Raw genomic sequence first — 18,953 nt, 5'->3', positions numbered from 1 at the left:
CGTAAGGCAAAGGTGGCGTGCCGGTGGCGTGCCGGTGGCTGGCTCGGCGCCCCCAATGTGGCATTGGAGCCGTTGAGCGTCCCCAATGCCACATTGGGCGCACCTGTGGCACGTCACCGCTGCATCCTCAAGGGCAGTCACGACTCAGCGTTCGAGCTTCGGGATGGTGGTCCGGGCGGGTTCGGCGGGCGCATCGGCCTTGCCGGCGCGCAATTCCTCGATCCGCTCGGCCAGAGTGGCCACTGTGGACGCTTCGAACAGCGTTTTCATCGCCAGCCGCGTGCCGGTGGCCTTACGCACCTGGGCGATGAGCTGGATGGCGACCAGCGAGTTGCCGCCGAGGGTGAAGAAGTCGTCGTGCACACCGATCTTCTCCACGCCGAGCAGCTCGGTCCACTGGCGGGCGATCTCGGCCTCCAGGTCGGTGCGCGGGGCGACATAGTCATCCTCCGACATGTTCACCGGCGCCTCACCGAGCTCGTCCAGCTCCTCGACGCTCACTTGGCGCTCGATCAGCTCCCGCACCGGAAGGGTGGTGATCACCACCTGCCCGCCGAGGCCGGGGGCCAGCGCCCGGACGAACGCCTCGGCACCGTCCACCGGACGGATCCCGGTCGACGTCGGCACAGTGCCCACAGTGCCCACAGTGGACGCCGCGGACACTGTGGACGCCGAAGTCAGGCCGCCGCCGACGGCGTCCTGATCGACCTGGCGCAGCACGAAATCCTCGATCGTGACGAGCACGCGCCCGGTCTCGTCGCACAGCGAGAGGTCGGCCGCCACCACCTGGTCGCCGCCGGACTCGCGGTAGCGCAGGTGGCTGCGGAAACTCGCCGGGAGCGCGTCGTGCACGACGATTCGGCCGTAGCCCATCGGCAGATAAGTACCGCTCCCCCGGCCGCGGCCGAACGCGGTCGCGACGTCCAGCAGCGCCGGGTGCAGCCCCCACGCGCCGAGGTCACCCGTCGCCGCATCGGGGGCCGTGATCGTGGCCAGCTCCTCCTGTACGCCGATGCGGTGTTCGCGCAGCGCCGCCCAGCGCGGACCGAAGGTGACCATGCTGGTTCGGGCGGTGCCGAAGCCGTTCCCGTCGTCGATCGGCGCGGTCCGCCCGGTCACCGCCTCGATGTCCACAGTCTCGATATCCACAGTGGACGCCGACCCGGCCGCGATCCACCCGGCGGATCCACGCACGTGGGTCCGGCTCGCGCCGGCGACGTGGCTGGTCACGGTGAACTCCTCGCCGTCGAACTCCACGCGATACTCCGCGGTGGCGCCGTCCGGGACGCCGAACGGCTCCAGGAACACGACGTCCCGCAGTTCGACGACGTGTCCGTCACCGGGCTTCGGCAGCGCCGCGGCCACCGCCGCGCGGACGGTCTCCAGATGTCCCGTGCCCGGCACCACCGGCACCCCGGCGATCCGGTGCTCGTCAAGCAGCCAGTGCGTGGCCGCCGAGATGAGCCCGTGCGCGCCGTCCTCGGTGCGTGTGGTGAGCACGGGGTGCTCGACCGGGCCGAGTGCCCGCGACCGGGTGGTGCGGATCGCGGTCGGCGCGGCCACCTCCGCGGCCATGCCGACCTCGTCCCAGCCACCCCAGGCATGCGAGACGAGCCGCGCCAGCCAGCCGTGACCGCCCCGCGCGTAAGCGTCGAGGAAGTTGTTGGCGGCACAGTAGTCGACCTGCCCGATTCCGCCGACCACCGCGGTGATCGACGAGCACAGCGCGACGAAGTCCATCGGCAGATCGGCGAACGCCTCGGCCAGAGCCAGCGTCCCGGCGATCTTCGGGGCCAGCACGGCCTCGGCCGCGGCCCGCTCCTTCACCTCGGCGACGCCGCCGCCGGGCAACCCGGCGGCGTGCACGATCCCGTCGAGGCCGCCGAACTCGCGCTCGGCCAGCTCACGCACTTCGCGCAGGCGCGCCGTGTCGGTGACGTCGGCGGCGACGACGTGCACCACCGCGCCCGCGGCCTCCATCCGCCGTACGGCGAGCATCGTGCGCCCGGCGCGGTCGGTGCCACGGTGCGCGGCGAGGTGCGCGTCCCACCCCGCTCGCGGCGGCAGCCCGGCGCGGGCAAGCAACACGAGCTTCGCCCGCACTCGGCGGGCGAGGTCCTCGGCGATGGTGATGCCGATACCGCCGGTCCCGCCCGTGATCAGGTACCGGCCGCCGTCCCGCAACACCGGCTCGGTAGCCGCGGGCAGTTCGAGCTGGGTGTAGCCCAGCACCCAGCGACGGCCGGCCCGCAGCGCGACTTCGGCCGCCGCGTCGGCCGGGCGGAACAGCTCGGCGACGGTGTCGAGTACGTCGATAACGTCAATCCGGCGCACCACCGTGCCCGGCACCTCCAGCGGCACCACCCTGGCGATGCCCGCGAGGGTCGCGTGCTCGGGGCGGGTCAGGTCGGTGCCGGTGACGTCGGCGGTGCCGGTGCTCACCACGTCGATCCGCACCGGCTCACCCCACGCCTGGACGAGGTTGAGCAGGCTGAAGAACCCGTGGTCCTGGGCGGCCATGCCGCGCTCGTTCCCGGCCAGCGCCCAGGCGTGCACGATCCGCTCCGGCCGGGCGGGCAGCGCGGCCACGAGCGCGTCGTAGTCCTCGCGCACCCCGGGCCGGACGGTGAATCCGGTCTCCGTCGCGGCGAACCCGTCGCCGGGCCGCACCTCGGTGACCGTCACACCCGCTTCGCGCAGCAGGCCGGGCAGGACGTCGTCGGCGGCGAAGACGAGCGCGTTCGCGAAGGGCTCGCGTCTCAGCTCAGGTTCCGCCTGCCGCCACGCCGGGACCGCGAACCACTGGGAAAGGGGCAGCGGACCACTTCGCCGCGCGGGCTGGGTGGCGGTGACCGGGTCCGGATCGACCCAGTACCGCTTGCGCGCGTACGGGTAGCCGGGCAGCGGTACCCGGTGGCCGGGTGCGCCGAACGTCCGCGCTTGGAGGGAAACCCCGTTCGTCCACAAGAGACCGGCCGCGCCATACAGGGTTTCGACGTCGCCGATGCGCTCGGCCCGGCCCGGCAGGCTCGGCTGCGGCGCGGGCATGCCCTTCGGGACCTGGCCGCGGGCCAGCCCGGACAGCTGATGACCGGGGCCGCATTCGACGAGCACCCAGCGGCCGCCGCGGGCGAACAGGTTCTTGACACAGTCACCGAACCGGACGGCCTGACGCAGGTGGGAGGCCCAGTAGGCGGGGTCGGTGGCCTGGGCGTCGGTGATCCAGTCGCCGGTGACGTTCGACAGGAACGGCAGCTCGGGCGCGGTGCGAGTGACGGCGGCGACGGCCGCGGTGAACTCGGCGAGGACCGGATCCATCATCGGCGAGTGGAACGCGTGCGAGGTCACCAGCTCACGGCATTGCACGCCGCTGGCCTTGAGCGTCGCCGCGAAGTCCTCGATCGCGTCCGACGGCCCGGCGACGACGCAGGTGCCGGGCCCGTTCACCCCGGCGATCGCGAGCGTGTCCGGCAGCCGCGTGGCAACGCTTTCCTCGTCGAGCTGGACGGCCAGCATCGCCCCGGCAGGCATCGACTGCATCAGGCGGCCGCGCGTGGTGACCAGGTTCAGTGCGTCCGCCATGGTGAAGACCCCGGCGACGGTGGCGGCGACGTACTCGCCGACCGAGTGACCGATCATCGCCGCGGGCCGCACGCCCCAGCTTTGCCACAGCATCGCCAACGCGTACTCGACGACGAACAACGCGGGCTGGGTCACGCGGGTTTCCCGCAGCGCCTGCTCGCCACCGGGCAAGAAGATCAGGTCGCGCAACTCCGGTAGCCCGGGCTCGAGCAGCCGCAGGCATTCGTCGACGGCCGCGGCGAACACCGGCTCGGCCTGGTACAGCTCGGCACCCATCCCGGCGTACTGCGAACCCTGCCCGGGAAAGAGGAACGCCACGTTCGTCTCCGCGGCCTGTGCGGACACGAGGCGCCGCGAGTCCCGCAGCCCCTCGACCGCGTCCTCGGGGTCACGGGCGACGACGGCCGCGCGGTGCGAGTACTCGGTGCGCCCGGTGGCCAGGGTGTGGGCCACGTCGGCGAGGTCGAGGTCGACATCCCCGGCGAGCCGCTCGGCCAGCCCATCGACCGCGGCCGAAAGTGCTTCCGCGGTGTTGGCCGACACCCGCAGCAGATGCGCTGGATGCGGTGTCCGGGAACGCTCGAGGACCGGTGCCTCCTCAAGCACGACGTGCGCGTTGGTGCCGCCGACGCCGAACGAGCTGACGCCCGCCCGCCGCGGCGCCCGGTCCGCCTCCCACTTCGTCAATCCGCGCGCCGGGTAGAACGGGCTCGCCGGGAAGTCGATATCCGGGTTGGGTTCGTGGTAGTTGATGGTCGGCGGGATCAGCCCGTGCTCCATGACGAGCACGGCCTTGATCAAGGAGACGACACCCGCCGCCTGCGAAAGGTGGCCGATGTTGGACTTCACCGAGCCGATCGCGCACCAGCCGGTGTCCGCGACCCCGTTCCCGTACACAGTGGACAGTGCGGTGATCTCCATCGGGTCACCCAGCGCGGTGCCGGTGCCGTGCGCCTCGACGTAGCCGACGGTGCGCGGGTCGACCCCCGCCATGCCGACGGCCTGCGCGACCGCCTCGGTCTGCCCGGACACGCTGGGCGCGGAGAAGCCGACCTTGGTGGCGCCGTCGTTGTTGATCGCGTTGCCCAGTACGACACCCCGGATGTGGTCACCGTCCTCGATCGCCTGCGACAGCCGCTTCACCAGCACGACCCCGGCGCCGCTGCTCCAGACCGTGCCGTTGGCGTCGGCGTCGAACGCACGCACGTGGCCGTCCGGCGACGTGAAACCGTCGACACCCAGGTAGCCGATGCCGTGCGGCATCTCCAGGTTGACCCCGCCTGCCAGCGCCATGTCGCACTCGCCGTTGCGCAACGCCTCGCAGGCCAGATGCACCGCGACCAGGGACGTCGAGCAGGCGGTGAACACCGCGAGGCTCGGGCCGCGCAGGTCGAGCTTGTACGACACCGAGGTCGTCAGGTAGCTCGGCTGGTTGCCGGTCGAGATGCCGATACCGCCGTGTTGCGAGGCGAGGATCCGCTCGTTGCGAAGCAGGTTCTCCTTCAGATAACCGGTGCCCCCGGACCCGCCGTAGACGCCGATCGCGCCGCTGAAGCGGGCCGGGTCGTAACCGGCGTCGGTCAGCGCGGCGTGGCACGACTGGAGGAACAGCCGATGCTGCGGGTCGGTGATCTCGGCTTCGCGGCTGGTCATGCCGAACAGTTCGGCGTCGAACTCGTCGAAGCCGTCGACCACGGTGGTGGCGTTCACCCAGCTCGGATCGTCCACAGTGGCCTGTTCGGCGCCGCGGGCGATCATCTCCTCACGGGTGGCCGGCACGATCGACTCGACGCCGTCGACGAGGTTGCGCCAGAACTGCCGGGCGTCACGCGCGCCGGGCACGCGCACGTCCAGTCCGATGATCGCGATCGGTTCGGCTCCGGGATCGCCGGTGCCGGTTTCGGGGAGGTGGGTCACGGTGGTGCTCCTATCAGGTGCCGGCCGGGCCGGCGGTGCGACGGGGTCTTCTGGTCTGGGTGCGGCCGCGGCGGGCCGCGACGCGCTCGGCGGCGCGGGCCAGCTCCGGGCCGGCGTCGCCGCCGGAGTGCAAATGCGCGGCGAGGGCGCGGACGGTGGGATGGCTGAGCAGGTCGACCATCGGGATCCGGCGGCCGAGCCGGGCGGTGATCTGGGCGTGCACGCGGGCCAGCGCGAGTGAATGCCCGCCCACGTCGAAGAAGTTGTCGGTATGCCCGACTTCGGCGACGCCAAGGATGTCGCACCAGGCACGGGCGATCACGGCCTCGGTCGCGGCGGCCGCCGCCGGGTCCGCGACCACCGCCGGAGGCCGTGCCCTGGCGCGGGTCGCCGCGTCCGGCGCGGCGGTGCGGACACCCGCCCGCGGCAGCTCCGGCTCGGTTGTCCCGACCGGCGCGTCCGGCGCCGCGGCCAGCGCGCCGAGCAGCGCGACGTAGTCCTCGGCGAGCCCGGTCATCCGGGTGTGGTCGAACAGGTCCGGGTTGTACAGCAGTTCGACGCCGTCGTCGTGGACGTACACCGTGAGGTCGAACGGTGACCCCGGCTTGTCGACCGGCAGCCACGCCGAGGCCACGCCGGGCAGGTCCAGCCGCGGCTCGGTGAAGTTCAGGACGTTGAACATCACCTGCACGAGCGGGGCGTGCGCGGGATCACGGGGCACGCCGAGCGCCTCGACGAGCCGCTCGACCGGCGCGGCCGGATGCGCGGTCGCGGCGAGGAGTTCCGCGCCGCCGCCGCGGACGTGCGTCGCGAAGTCCGCGGCGTCGTCGGCCCGCAGCCGCACCGGCACGATGTCCACGAAGAACCCCGCGACCTCCTGCCACTCGGCGAGCTGCCGGTCCGCGACGACCGTGGCGACCAGGTGGTCGGTCGCGCCGGTGAGCCGCCGCAGCAGCTGGCCGAACGCGGCGAGCAGCACCCCGGCACGGGTCGTGCCGGTGCGGGCGGCCAGTGCCCGTACCGACTCGGCGACGCTGTCCGAAAAGGACTGACGCAGGCTCGCGCCCCGGTAAGTCTGCACGGCGGGGCGCGGCCGGTCCCGCGGAAGGTCCACTGTGGCCGGTGCACCGGCGAGATGTCCGGTCCACCAGTCGACGTCCACCGCCTCCCGGCGTTCGTCGCGTCCGGCCCGCCACACCGCGTAGTCCGCATAGGACGCCACCGGCGGCGGGAGCGGCTCAACCCGGTAGGCCGTCGACAGGTCCGCGCACAACAGGTCCTGCGACCAGCCGTCGAACACCGCGTGATGCACCGTGAAGCCGAGCACGTGCTCCGTCTCGCCGAGCCGGTAGAGCCGCACGCGCCAGGGAGCCTCGCGGTCGAGCCGCACCGGCGTCGCGGCGTCCGCGGCCAGCCGGGCACGCAGACCGTCCTCGGTGACCGGTGCCACCGGCAGCGGAACGTCCGCCGGTGGCAGGCGATCCGCCAGCGGTGCGCCGTCGACGGCCCGGATCCGCCAGCGAAGCACGTCGTGCCGCTCGGCGACCGCGCGCAAGGCGTGGCGCAGCGCGTCGACGTCCAGTGCGCCGGTCAGCCGGAACGCCATCGCGATGTTGTACGGCGCGGCGTCCGGGGCGAGCTGGTCGAGGAACCACAGCCGCCGCTGCGGCGGGGACAGCGCGGGCGCGTGCCCGGTCCTCAGCCCCGGCCCGGTCAGCGGCGGCGCGGCCGCGACCCGCTGGATGAGCCCGTCGAGAGTGCCGCCCGCCAAGACGTCCTCCGTGGCGACGTCCGCGGCCAGCTCCGCCCGCAGCGCCGCGACCAGGCGCATCGCGGCGATCGAGTTCCCGCCAGAGGCGAGGAAATCCGTGCCCGCGCCGTCGCCGAGCACACGCCGCCAGATGGCCGCGACCGCGCGTTCCGCCGGGGTGCCGAGCGGGCCGAGATCCTCCCCTCGTTGTCCCGCCAGCGCCGCTTCGGCGAGGTCGCGCAGCGCGGGCCGATCGATCTTGCCGGTGACCGGGTTGACCGGCAGGCGGTCGAGCACCCGGACCGCGGCCGGGCGCATCGCCGCGGTGAGCCGGTCCCGGCCGAGTGTGTCCACATCGGACGGTGCGGACGCCGGTGCCAGGAAGGCCACCAGCCGGATGCCCGTCGGCCCGGGGACGGCCGTCACGGCGGCGGCATCGACGTCCGGGTGGGTCGTGAGCGCGGCCTCCACCTCACCCAGCTCGATCCGCTGGCCGCGGACCTTCACCTGCCGGTCGGCGCGGCCGGCGAACTCGAGACGGCCGTCGGGCAGCTCGCGAGCCAGATCGCCGGTGCGGTAGAGCCGTTCCCCCGGCGTGTTCGGGTCATCGATGAACTTCGCGGCGGTCAGCTCCGGGCTGCCGAGGTAGCCACGCGCGAGGCCAGGACCGCCGATGAGCAGCTCGCCGAGCTCGCCGGGCGCGACCGGCCGCAGCTCGGCGTCCACGACGTACGCCCGGTGGTTCGGCGTCGGGCGGCCGAGTGGCAGCGGGTCGGCAGGGATGCCGGTGACCTCGTCGATGACGACCGCCACGGTGGTCTCGGTCGGGCCGTAGGCGTTGAAGAACCGCCGTCCCGGCAGCCAGCGCGCGGCGAGGTCCGCGGGCACCGGCTCGCCACCGCAGGCGATGACGCGCCAGCCGGGAACGGCCGCGGGGTCCATCATGGACAGCAGCGTCGGCGTGACGAAGCCCCACTCGACGTCGTGCTCGACGAGGAACCGCCGCAGCCGTTCGGGGTCGGCCCGGTCGGCGGCGCCGGCGAGCTGGACCGATCCGCCGTGCGCCAGCGGGACGAACACGTCAATGGTGAAGGCGTCGAAGGCGAGCGAGGAGATGCCGAGCGTCCGGATGCCGGGCCGGATCTCGAGGGCGGCGGCGAACCCGGTGACGAACGCGACCACGTTGCGGTGACTGGTCAGCACACCCTTGGGCCGGCCGGTGGAGCCGGACGTGTAGAGAAGGTGGACGAGGTCGTCCGGTCCGGCGGGGCACTCGATGGGCCCCTCCGCGGGCGGGGGCACGTCGAGAGCCTCGATGCCTTCCACAGCACCGAATTCGGCCTTCGCCCAGTCGCCGACGACGAGGGTGATTCCGGCGTCCGCGACGATTTCGGCCAGTCGCGTCTTCGGGCCGCCGGGTTCGAGCGGCACGTAGACGGCCCCGGACAGCAGTACGCCCACGACGGTCGAGATCAGCTCCGGCCGCCGGTCGGAGCAGACGCCGACGCGGGTGCCTGGCCCGGCACCCCTGGCCCGCAGCAACCGGGCGACGCCGGTCGCCGACGCGACCAGTTCGCGGTAGGTGAGCCGGGCGTCCCCCTGCCGGACGGCGACGGCGTCCGGGGTACGCGCGGCCTGGGCGAGGATCAGCCCGGTGAGCGTGGTGTCCGGATAGGACAGTGGCGGGCCATGGCCGCCCGCGATGGGCAAGGTGTCGGTCACCGAGTGTTCTCCTGGTCGGATGTGTGGTGAGGCGGTGGGTCGATCCAGTGCCGCTCCCGCTGGAACGGATAGCCCGGCAACGGGACACGCCTCGGCTCACCGCCGTCGAACCGCGCGGCCCAGTCGAGGTCGCCGCCCCCGGCCCAGTCGGCAGCCAGGTCCCGCTCCGCCCCGGCCGGGCCCTCGACGTCGGTTTCGTTCGCCAGCAACGCATCGAGCGCGGCGACCGCCGACGCGACCGAGTCGGCCACCACTGCGGCGCGGCAAGCGAACGCCCGCCGGACCGAAAGCGTGTACGCCACGTCCCCGAGGTCCAGCGCGTCCGTGGCGAGCCGCTCGCGCAGCCGGGACACCGCCGCGCGCAACGCCTTCGCGTCACGCGCGGACACCGGCAGCACGAACAGGCCGCGTGCCGCCGGCCGTGCCGGGACGGCAGGGCCTTCCGCCACGATCATGTGCACGTTCGTGCCACCCATGCCGAACGAACTGACCCCGGCCACCCGCCGCTCGCGAGCGGGCCAGTCGGCGGCCTTCGCCGGGACGTACCAGGGGCCGCCCGCCAGGTCGGCCTCCGGATGCGGGGCGGTGAAGTGCAGGCTCGGCGGGATGACGCCGTGCCGCACGGACAACACGGCCTTGATCAGCCCGGCGACGCCCGCCGCCGCGTCGAGGTGCCCGATGTTCGTCTTCACCGAGCCCAGCGCACACGTTTCCGGTGGCGTGTCCCGATAGACGCGGTTAAGCGCGGCCACCTCGATCGCGTCGCCAAGCGGGGTGCCGCTGCCGTGGGCTTCGAGCAGCGCCACCTCGTCCGGGGCGACCTCCGCGACGGCCAGTGCCTCGGCCACCGCGGCCGCCTGCCCCGCCGGTCCCGGCACGGCGTAGCCCGCCCGGTCCGGGCCGTCGTTCGTGATCGCCCAGCCGGGCAGCACGGCGTAGACGTGGTCGCGGTCGGCGAGTGCGTCCGCCAGCCGCCGCAGTACGACCACCCCTGCGCCCGAGCTGAATCCGGCGCCCACCGCGGCGACGTCGAACGCGCGGCACCGGCCGTCCGGTGAGACGAGCCCGCCACCGCGGTACCGCGGCCACGTCACGTTCGCCCCTCCGGCCAGCGCGACGTCACATCGGTAGTCCGCGAGGCTCTGCGCGGCCAGCGCCACCGCCGCGAGCGAACTGGAGCAAGCACTCTGCACGGCCACCGACGGTCCGGTCAGCCCGAGCCGGTAGGCGACCTGGCCTGGCAGGTGGTCGGCGAGCTGGCGGCCGGTCAGCCGCCCCTCCCAGTCGTCCGGGTCGACGTCACCGGTCACCGCCGGATTGCCGAACAGGTGGAACAGGAAATAGCGGTTCACCGAGGTGGCCGTGAACACCCCGACCGGCCCGGTCTCGGCGGCGGGATCGCGTCCCGCGTCCTCGAGTGCCCGCCACGCCGTTTCGAGGAACAGCCGGTGCTGCGGGTCGGTCCGCGCGGCCTCGTCGGCGGTGAACCCGAAGAACCCGGCGTCGAACTCCTCGACATCCTCGATCCGGCCACCCGCCCGCACGTACGCCGGGTCGGCACGCAAGCCCGGCCCGATGCCCAGTGCCGCCAGCTCGTCGTCGGCGTAGTCGTGGATCGAGTCGACGCCCGCGCAGAGGTTCCACCAGAACGACGTGGCGTCCGGCGCGCCGGGGAACCGGCAGGCCAGCCCGACGACGGCGATGAGATCCCCGCCCTGCTCCTCCGCGGCAACCGGCGGCGGACTGTCCGAAGTGGACTCCGTGAGCCAGGCGGCCTGCCCGGCGATCGTCGTGCGCTCGAACAGGGTGAGCAGCGGGACGTCCACCCCGAACTCGTCCCCCAGCCCCGCCTGCACCCGCCCGAGCCGCAGTGAGTCACCACCGGCGTCGAAGAACGCCTCGGTGCGCCCGACCCGGTCACGGCCCAGCACCGCGCACCAGATCCGGTGCACGCGTTCCTCGGCCGGGGTCAGCCGCTCGGCCGGGACGGTCGCGGCCGCCCGCGGGTCCGGCAGCGCCCGTTCGTCGAGTTTTCCGGTGACGGTCAGCGGAAAACCGTCCAGCACCGCGACAGCCGCGGGTACCGAGTAGCCGGGCAGGACGTCCGCCAGCGCGGCCCGCAACACCCGGCCGTCCGGACGCGGGCCTGCCGCGGTCACGTAGGCGAGCAGGTCGCCGTCGCGCACGATCGCGCGGGCTTCGGCCACGCCGGGCTGTTCGGCGAGCCTTGCCTCGATCTCGGTCAGCTCCACCCGGAAGCCGCGGACCTTGACCTGCCGGTCGAGCCTGCCGAGGCAGACGAGGTTCCCGTCAGGCAGCAGCGTGGCGAGGTCGCCGGTCCGGTAGCGACGGCCGCCGTCGGTGGTCACCCCGAACGCCGGGCTCGGCCGGCCGAGGTAGCCGTCGACAAGGTGCCGTCCGCGCACCTCCAGTTCGCCGCTGTCCAGCACGGTGAGCGTGAACCCGGGTAGCGCGCGCCCGATCGGCAGCGGCCCGTCGGCGTCCGGACCCAGCTCGGCAGCGGTCGTCCGGTACTGCGCGGTGAAAGTCACCTCGGTGGCGCCGTAGCCGTTGACGAACACGCACTCCGGCGCGAACCGGCCGCGGCGGACGTCGGCGTGGGTCGCCTGCTCGCCACCGAGCAGCACGGTCCGCACGGACGGGAGGCCGGTCTCGCCGAGGACGTCGAGCAGATGCCGGTAGACCGTGGGCGTCGAGTGGTAGACGGTCACCTCGTGCCGGGCCAGCTCGCGCGCGGCGTGGGCGAGGCCGTGCGCGCGCAAGTCGACCGGTACGAGCGCGGCGCCGGTGAGCAGTGCCGGGTAGAGGTCCGGGATCGCCGCGTCGAAGCCGAACGACGCGAGCAGGCTGAGCCGGTCGGCCGCGGTGATGCCGAGCGCGGCGATCTGGTTGTCGACGACGTGCAGGAGGTTGCGGTGGGTCTGCGCGACGGCCTTCGGCCTGCCGGTGGACCCGGACGTGAACAGCACATACGCGGGGCTGTCCGGATCGGATTCGGGCACCGGGAGCGGCGCGGTCTCCGTGCCCGAACGCACCAGCCGCGCGGATCCGTTGCGGCACAAGGACTCCGCCAGATCGATGTACTCCGGATCGGCGAGCACGGCGGTCACCCGCGCGGTCGCGAGCTGGTACTCGAGACGCTCCCGGGGGAAGGTCGGGTCCAGCGGGACGTAGGTGCAGCCCTCGGCGAGGGTGCCGAGGATCGCCGCGATCGCGGCGCTGCCGTGCCCGGTGAGGAGCCCGACCCGCTCCCCCGGCCGGACACCGGCGTCACGCAACCGCAGCGCTCGGCCACCCGCGAGCCCGGCGAGCCGGGCGTAAGTGAGCACGGTGCCGTGCTCGAAAACCGCGATCCGGTCGGGCGATTGCCGGGCGTGCACGTCGAATCGGCTGACACAGCCGCCTGGTGTCATCGGGCGTCGAGCAGTCGCACCGAGGCTTTTCGGGCGCACGACAACAACGGCGTGGACTTCATCTTGCTCCCCAGTGACCATTCAGGTGAAGAATTACGCAAGGTTAAGACGACCGGCCGCCCCGAGGAATACGAATTCCGTTGTTTTGGGCCGAATGGCCCACGATCTAGGACCATATGTTGCATCTATCCACGTCTTGCCGACCTCGGGCGGCATTTCGCGCCCGACTTTTCGACCACCATCGACACTCGACTGACTACATTTAGTAATGGCGTCGGATATTAACCGACACCCGCACCGTAGGATACGTTTACAAGCAACCGGCAGATGAACTCGCCACAATCGATTCAGAAATACGATTCTTGATCGCGCAAAACTTTCCGGAGCCCGATCGCGGACCTCAGTGGATGAACCGGGCCAGTCTGGACGGGACGCCCACCGCGAGGATGAACACGCCCATCAGCACCAGCCACCCCGCGGTGCCCATGGCGAGCACCACGCCGGTCATCAGGATCGGGCCGTAAACCCGGGTACTGCTGATCCGGCCGAGCCCGAACCCCGACAGGAACTGGGCACGCTGTGCCTCCGGCGCGATGGCATAGGACAGCGTCCACGAGGCGTTGACGTGACAGAGTTCGCCCAAGGTCAAGAGCACGATGGCGACCGCGAATCCGGCAATCGCCAGCGGCGTCGACAACAGTGGCGTGATGACGAGGGCGAGACAGGCGAGTGCGAGGAAGCCCGGGCCCGCGGCGTACACCCTGATCGCCGAGCGGGGATCGGTGGCCAGCCTGCTGGACGGCACCTGGAGCAGCACACAGAGCACCGTGTTCACCACCTGGAGCGGTCCGATGGCACTGGCCGGGACCGTGGTCTGGCCGGTCAGCCAGAGGGGGAACGCGATGTACATGATCGGCAGCCACAGGGCCAGCACGCTGTCGTAGCCGGCGAACGCGAGCAGCCGCCGGTCACGCAGCATGCGAAGCCCGCTGATCGGCCGTGCCACCGGGACCGGGCGGGCGACAGGGGGCAGCCCGGCGATCAGGATCGCGGCCAGCACGAAGGTGCAAGCCGCGAAACCGAACATCCATTGATACGCGGCAAGGGTGCCGATCGCCAGCGGGACGGCGGCGGCCAGTCCGCCAATGCTCATCCCCACGTTGAGCGCGGTGCGGTGGACCGCCAGCACCCGGCTCCGCATCTCCGGCGTCACCCGTTCGCCGACCAGTGCCTGGGTGAGCGGTTGCATCGACTGGTCGCCGGTCACCGCCGCCGCGGTGACCAGCAGAAATCCCCACCAGCCGTCTACCAGCAGATAGCCGCACATGGTCGCCGCACGCCAGAGATTCAGCACGACCAATGCGCGCCGTACTCCGATCCGGTCGGCCAGCGTGCCCATCGGCACGGCCGCTCCCAGCGCCGCCAGACCCGCGAGCATCAAACCGAAGCCGACGGACTGCTCGGACAGACCGGCGACGCGGACGAAGTACACCGCGGAGGCCGCCAAGAACAGGCCGTTGCCGATCCACTCCACCAGCGCGGCGACCAGCAGCCGTGGCAGATAGCCGGCTATGGCTGACTTCACGACCACCCGGCGTGTCCGGTTCGGACCGGAGCGATCCCGCTCCCTGGATCGTCCGCGATGGCGGAGAGCACGGTCAGGTAGACCTCGGCAAGCGTCCGCACCCGCTCGGCACCCACCAACCCCTCGGGGTCCTTCCAGAGCACCAGGGTGCCGGAGCTGCCCTCGCGGACATGCATCGTCATCGCGAAGCCGGCGCTGCTTTCGTTCTCCAGCAAGCTCAGCACACAATCGCCCATGACCAGCCGCTGTAGATCCACGCCAGCACGCGCTCCCGCGTGCCAGTACTGAAAGATGGTCTGCCGAGTGCGTTTTCCGGCTTCAGGCCCGACGAGCCGCACCTCCCGCATGATCGCCGGGAGCGGAAGCTCACCGTGGGTGTAACAGGCCTTGAGCTCCAACCGCAGCCGGGTCACCAGTTCGGCGTAGGTATCGGTCGCGGTGAGCCGGTGCCGGAAGGGCAACGCGTTGACGAAATAGCCGATCGTGTCCCGCAGTCCGGGTTCGGTACGACCGTGGAAGGGAAGGGATACCAGCAGGTCGTCCACGCCGGTACAGCTGCGCAAAGTCACCAGGTACCCGGCGAACAACACGGTGAAGTACGAGACGCCCAGCTCCGGGGCCCGCGCACGTAACCGCTCGGCCAGCGTCGCGGGCACGTCGGCCTGATGCATCAGATAGGTGCCATCCCCCGTCGGCGCCAGGTACACCGGCGGCATCTCGGTGCCCAGTACCCGCCGCCAATGCGCCCGGGCCGGGTCTCCCAGCGAGGTATCGGCCAATGCCCGGGATCGCCGGGCGAACTCGACGAGCGGGCCAACCTGGTCGGCAGGGGTCAGAGCCTGCCCCTCGTATGCCTGCCGGAGCGACTCGAACAGGATCAAGATCGATTCCCCATCGGCCACGAGGTGGTGCACGGTCACCAGGAACACCGTGTAGTCCCGGCCTCGCAACACATGCACCCTGGCCAGCGGGCCCTTGGTCAGGTCGAACGGCTGTTGCCAGGTCTGCCGCACGGCCTGAACCCGCTCCAGTTCCGTGACCTTCTCCACCACCGGGATCTCCGGGGCATCCTTCCAGCTGAGCACCTGCCCACCCGGAATCTTCTCGACTCGCCCCCGTAGCTGCGGATAGGCCTCTCCCAGCGCGGTCACCGCGGCGTGGAGCCGAGACATCTCCAGTGCGCCACGCACCAGCAGTTGCATGGGGATCAGGTGAATGGGCTGTTCGGGCTCGAGCATCCAGGAGAGCCACAGCGCCTGCTGACCGACGGAGAGCGGAACGTGCGAAACGGTGTCCATGTCTCCTCAGCTCGCCCCCTGCCCGATCTCGAAGGGGGGACAGTCAAGATCGATACCGGCGGCCCACAACCTTCCGGCCGTCTCCAGCACCACCGTCCGGTCCGGCGTGCGCTCGAACGCACCCGGCAACGTGCGCGTCAGTACCGCGTCGGCGGGTAAGCCGGGGTCCGCCAGCAGGATCCGGGACAGCCCGCGGCCGGGCCCCAGTTCCAGCACCACGGGTGAGCCGCGTGCCCAGAGCCGGGTGAGGCCATCGGCGAACCGCAGGGGTGCGATGACCTGATTCGCCCAGTAGCCCGGATCGGTGGCCCGGTCGGCCTCCAGCCAGTCACCGGTCACGGTGGACAGCAACGGAATCCGTGGCCGCTCCCGAGGCACCGCGGCGAACGCCTCCCGCAGCGGTTCGGCTATCGGCGCCATGGCCGGGCTGTGATAGGCGTGTGTGGCGGGCTGCCTGCGGGTGGCGATCCCCGCCGCCGCCAGCGCGTCACCGGTCCGCGTAAGGGTTTCCTCGGTGCCGGCGAGCACGGTCAGTTCCGGACCGTCGATCGCCGCGACCGTGCATCCCCGCAGGTGCGGGGCGATCGCCTCGACCGGCGCGGCCGCCGCGAGCATGCCACCGCGGGGCAGCCGATCGATGAGACGGGCCCTGGTGACCACCAGCCCCAGCGCGTCCGGCAGCGAGAACACCCCGGCGACGCAGGCCGCCGCCAGCTCGCCGACGCTGTATCCGAACAGGGCGGACGGGGTCAGGCCCAGCGCCTGCCAGGTCTTGGCCAGTGCGTACTGGACGGCGAACAGCACCGGCTGGGCCAGCTCGGTGCGGTGGATCGGCGCGGTGTCCGCCTTCCGGTCCAGCAACGCGGCCAGATCCGGCGATCGCCCCGCCGCGGCGCCCGGCGGGTACAGCACCGGACGCAGATCCAGACCGTGCCCGCGCAACAGGGACAGGCACTCGTCCAGTCTTGCCCGGAATTCGGGGAGCCCGGCGTACAGCCCGGCAGCCAGTCCGGGGTATTGGTCCCCGACCCCGGCGAACAGCCAGGCCATCGGCCGGTCCCGGCGGGCCAGTGCGGTCAGCACCCTGGCGCCGTCACGCCCGCGTAGCCGGCGCGCCGCCTCGGCCGGGCCGGAGCTGACCAGCACCCGGCGCCACGGATATGCCCGTGGCCCGGGCCATTCCCCGGTCAGCGTGGCGAATCCGGCCTGGTCCAGGCGGTCGAGCCGAGCACACAGCCGGTCGGTGGCCTCCTCCAGCCCCGGCCGGGTCGGCGCGGACAGGGTCAGCAGCGATGCCTGCGCGACGGCGGTCATCCGGCGAGTACCTCCGGCCATCCGAGGGGATCGGTGCCGTGCTGGCAAAGCACGGCGTAGGCCAGGCGTTCCAGCCCGAACCCGGCACACGCGGTGAACGCCGCCGCGCCGTCCGCGCCGGTGATCTCGTAGGCGTCGCCGAAGAATCGCTCATGGAAGTTGAACGAGCACACCGCCAGATCGCGGCCCGGTTCGATCGGCGATCGGAACTCGTATTTGAGCTTCAGTACCTGCTGCGCCCATACCCGTTCGACGAGGCCGGCGTCGACGAAGAACGGGTCGCCCGCCACCTCGCACCGCCCGCCGAGCCCCAGCGCCGACACCAGTTCCCGGGACCGGAGCATCAGCCGTTCCCGGCAGTCGAGCACCTCGGCCCGCGAACCGAGGAAGACGATCTCCCGGATGGTGAAGTCCCACAAGCGTTCCAGTGATCGCCGGTAGCGGGCCTCGTAGCGGAAGGACTTGCCGCGCGCTGTGATGACCGTCGGTCCCTCGGTCAGCGTATGCCCGGTCAGCTGGTGGTAGGTGTGGAAGCACATGGTCGGCGGCAGGCAGTGGTCGAAATCCCCGCTGTACTCCTTGAGATCGGCCGGGAGGTTCTCACCGGTGCCGAGCCGGTCGCGGAACCGCTGGTAGGTGTCCAGGTCGCCGTGCAGGCGCGAGGCGAACATCATCATCTGCGGAAAAGACCGGAAGTACCCGGACCGGGCCATGACCGAGGTGGGGATCAGGGTGGGATAGCGGTATTCCTTCGGATCGAACTCCTCACGCACGATCCCGGTGATCAACCGGTCGAGCGTGTTCAGCAGGGACAAGACCGGCTCCCCGAGCGCGATCTGCCCGTCCCCCGCCTCGATCGCGATGCCACTGGCCAGCAGCTCGTCGAACACATCCCTCGGCGGTGTGACCGGGCTCATCGACCACAGCACCTGCTGATCGACCTGCCTGCGGGCCAGCACATCGCTCCGCACCAGCCAGGCGAACTTGAGTTCGAGGCCGGTGCGATCGGCGTCGCCGTCCAGCACCAGGTCCACGGCGTGTACCCCATCGCCGGACCAGACCAGGGTGAAGTCCAGGATCGTCTCGGACACGAAGAAGACCCGGGTGGCCAGGTATTCGGCCCGTTCGGCGGGGACCGGCGGATCCAGCTCCACCCGCAGCGTGCCGGTCACTGATGAGCGGGTCATCCGGCCAGCCCTCCCCGCACCCCGAGCAGCTCGGCCAGCACACCTCGCTGCACGGAGGAGGAACCCGCGTAGATGGGCCCGCCGAGCGCGTCCCGCAGTTCCCGTTCGATACCGAAATCGTCAAGGTAGCCGCGGGCGCCGTGGATCTCCATCGCCGCCATCGCCGTCTGTACCAGGCTTTCGCTGACAAAGATCTTGGCTATCGTCGCGTCCTGCAACGCGAACCGGCCCTGCGCTTTGAGCCAGCCGACCCGGTAGAGGATCAGCCTGGACAGTTCCAGCCGGATCTTCATGTCGGCGATCTTGTGGGAGACCCCCTGGAAGGCGCCGATCGGCTTGTCGAACTGTTCCCTGGACCGCGCGTGCTCGATCGACCGGTCCAGCAACCGCTGCATGGCGCCGGTCTGGGCGGCGAACATGAAGGAGCGTTCCCACTCGATGGTGCCGGTGAAGATCGGGTAACCGGCGCCCTCCGTGCCGATCAGATCGGCCACCGGCACCCGGCAGTCGACGAACTCGATCTCGCCCATCTCGGTGCCCCGCAAGCCCATCTTGCCGAATTGCCTTCTCTTGCGGACCCCTGGCAGATCGGCGGGCACCAGGAACGCGGACAGCCGGTTCGGAAACCGGCCCGCCCCACCGGTGCGGGCGAACACCACGTACAGACCGGCCGTCGGGCCGTTGCTGACAAACCACTTGGTGCCGTTGAGGAGGTAGTGCTCGCCATCGCGCACCGCGGTGGTCCGCATGTTCAGCACATCCGATCCGGCCTCCGGCTCGGACAACGCGTGCGCGCCGACAAGGCCGCCTGAGCACAGCCGGGGCAGGTAACGCTCCTTCTGCTGACGGCTGCCGTGTTCCAGCAGGTAGATCACGCAACCCCAGAGATGGTTGTTGATCGCGAATACCAGCCCGTTGTCCTGGCAGCCGTAGCCGAGGGCTTCCAGTGCGATCATCATGCTCAGCGGGTCGAGGCCGCCGCCGCCGTACTCCGCGGGAACCGGCCAGCCCAGCACACCGAACTCGGCGCACCGTTTCCAGTCCTGCCATGCCATTTTGCCCGTGCGGTCGGACTCGGCGAGCTCCGTGCCCAGCTCGGCTCTGGCGAAATCGATGATCCGGGTACGCAGTTCCCGCTGGCCCGGCGACAGTTCGAAGTCCATC

At 71.4% G+C, this 18,953-nt stretch carries 8 protein-coding genes; all 8 read right to left on the bottom strand.

Features of this window, described 5'->3' with window-relative positions:
• Positions 1-144 precede the first annotated feature (144 nt).
• The gene (locus AB0M65_RS13380) at positions 145-5,499 is read right to left on the bottom strand and encodes an SDR family NAD(P)-dependent oxidoreductase (protein WP_364026160.1); all 5,355 of its coding nucleotides are present in this window, start codon (positions 5,497-5,499) and stop codon (positions 145-147) included.
• Between the two features lie 13 nt (positions 5,500-5,512).
• Positions 5,513-8,971: an amino acid adenylation domain-containing protein gene (locus AB0M65_RS13375; protein ID WP_364026157.1), complete on the bottom strand. Its 3,459-nt coding sequence runs from the start codon at positions 8,969-8,971 to the stop codon at positions 5,513-5,515.
• Positions 8,968-12,372 (bottom strand): beta-ketoacyl synthase N-terminal-like domain-containing protein, encoded by a 3,405-nt coding sequence (locus AB0M65_RS13370; RefSeq protein ID WP_364026154.1) that lies wholly within the window; start codon positions 12,370-12,372, stop codon positions 8,968-8,970. The genes AB0M65_RS13375 and AB0M65_RS13370 overlap by 4 nt, the downstream gene beginning before the upstream one ends.
• A gap of 433 nt (positions 12,373-12,805) precedes the next feature.
• Positions 12,806-13,990 carry an MFS transporter gene (locus tag AB0M65_RS13365; RefSeq protein WP_364026151.1) on the bottom strand — a complete coding sequence of 395 codons (1,185 nt, stop codon included), beginning with the start codon at positions 13,988-13,990 and terminating at the stop codon, positions 12,806-12,808.
• Positions 13,987-15,288 (bottom strand): condensation domain-containing protein, encoded by a 1,302-nt coding sequence (locus AB0M65_RS13360; RefSeq protein WP_364026148.1) that lies wholly within the window; start codon positions 15,286-15,288, stop codon positions 13,987-13,989. Before AB0M65_RS13360 ends, AB0M65_RS13365 begins: the two co-directional genes overlap by 4 nt.
• Before the next feature lie 6 nt (positions 15,289-15,294).
• A complete protein-coding gene (locus tag AB0M65_RS13355) occupies positions 15,295-16,602 on the bottom strand; it encodes an acyltransferase domain-containing protein (protein ID WP_364026145.1) in 1,308 nt (435 codons plus the stop codon).
• A complete protein-coding gene (locus AB0M65_RS13350; RefSeq protein WP_364026142.1) occupies positions 16,599-17,789 on the bottom strand; it encodes a hypothetical protein in 1,191 nt (396 codons plus the stop codon). Before AB0M65_RS13350 ends, AB0M65_RS13355 begins: the two co-directional genes overlap by 4 nt.
• Complete coding sequence (locus tag AB0M65_RS13345) at positions 17,786-18,952, bottom strand: acyl-CoA dehydrogenase (RefSeq protein ID WP_364026140.1); 1,167 nt, start codon at positions 18,950-18,952, stop codon at positions 17,786-17,788. The genes AB0M65_RS13350 and AB0M65_RS13345 overlap by 4 nt, the downstream gene beginning before the upstream one ends.
• Position 18,953 lies beyond the last annotated feature (1 nt).

This window comes from Amycolatopsis sp. NPDC051071 (genome assembly GCF_040682875.1).
GTDB lineage: Bacteria > Actinomycetota > Actinomycetes > Mycobacteriales > Pseudonocardiaceae > Amycolatopsis.
The sequence above is the reverse complement of the archived record's forward strand: the minus strand, read 5'-3'. Positions and strand labels throughout refer to the sequence as shown.

Coding starts and splice junctions, on each gene's coding strand:
- AB0M65_RS13360 (WP_364026148.1), bottom strand. CDS start 15,288: ATGGACACCGTTTCGCACGTTCCGCTCTCCGTCGGTCAGCAGGCGCTG.
- AB0M65_RS13355 (WP_364026145.1), bottom strand. CDS start 16,602: ATGACCGCCGTCGCGCAGGCATCGCTGCTGACCCTGTCCGCGCCGACC.
- AB0M65_RS13350 (WP_364026142.1), bottom strand. CDS start 17,789: ATGACCCGCTCATCAGTGACCGGCACGCTGCGGGTGGAGCTGGATCCG.
- AB0M65_RS13345 (WP_364026140.1), bottom strand. CDS start 18,952: ATGGACTTCGAACTGTCGCCGGGCCAGCGGGAACTGCGTACCCGGATC.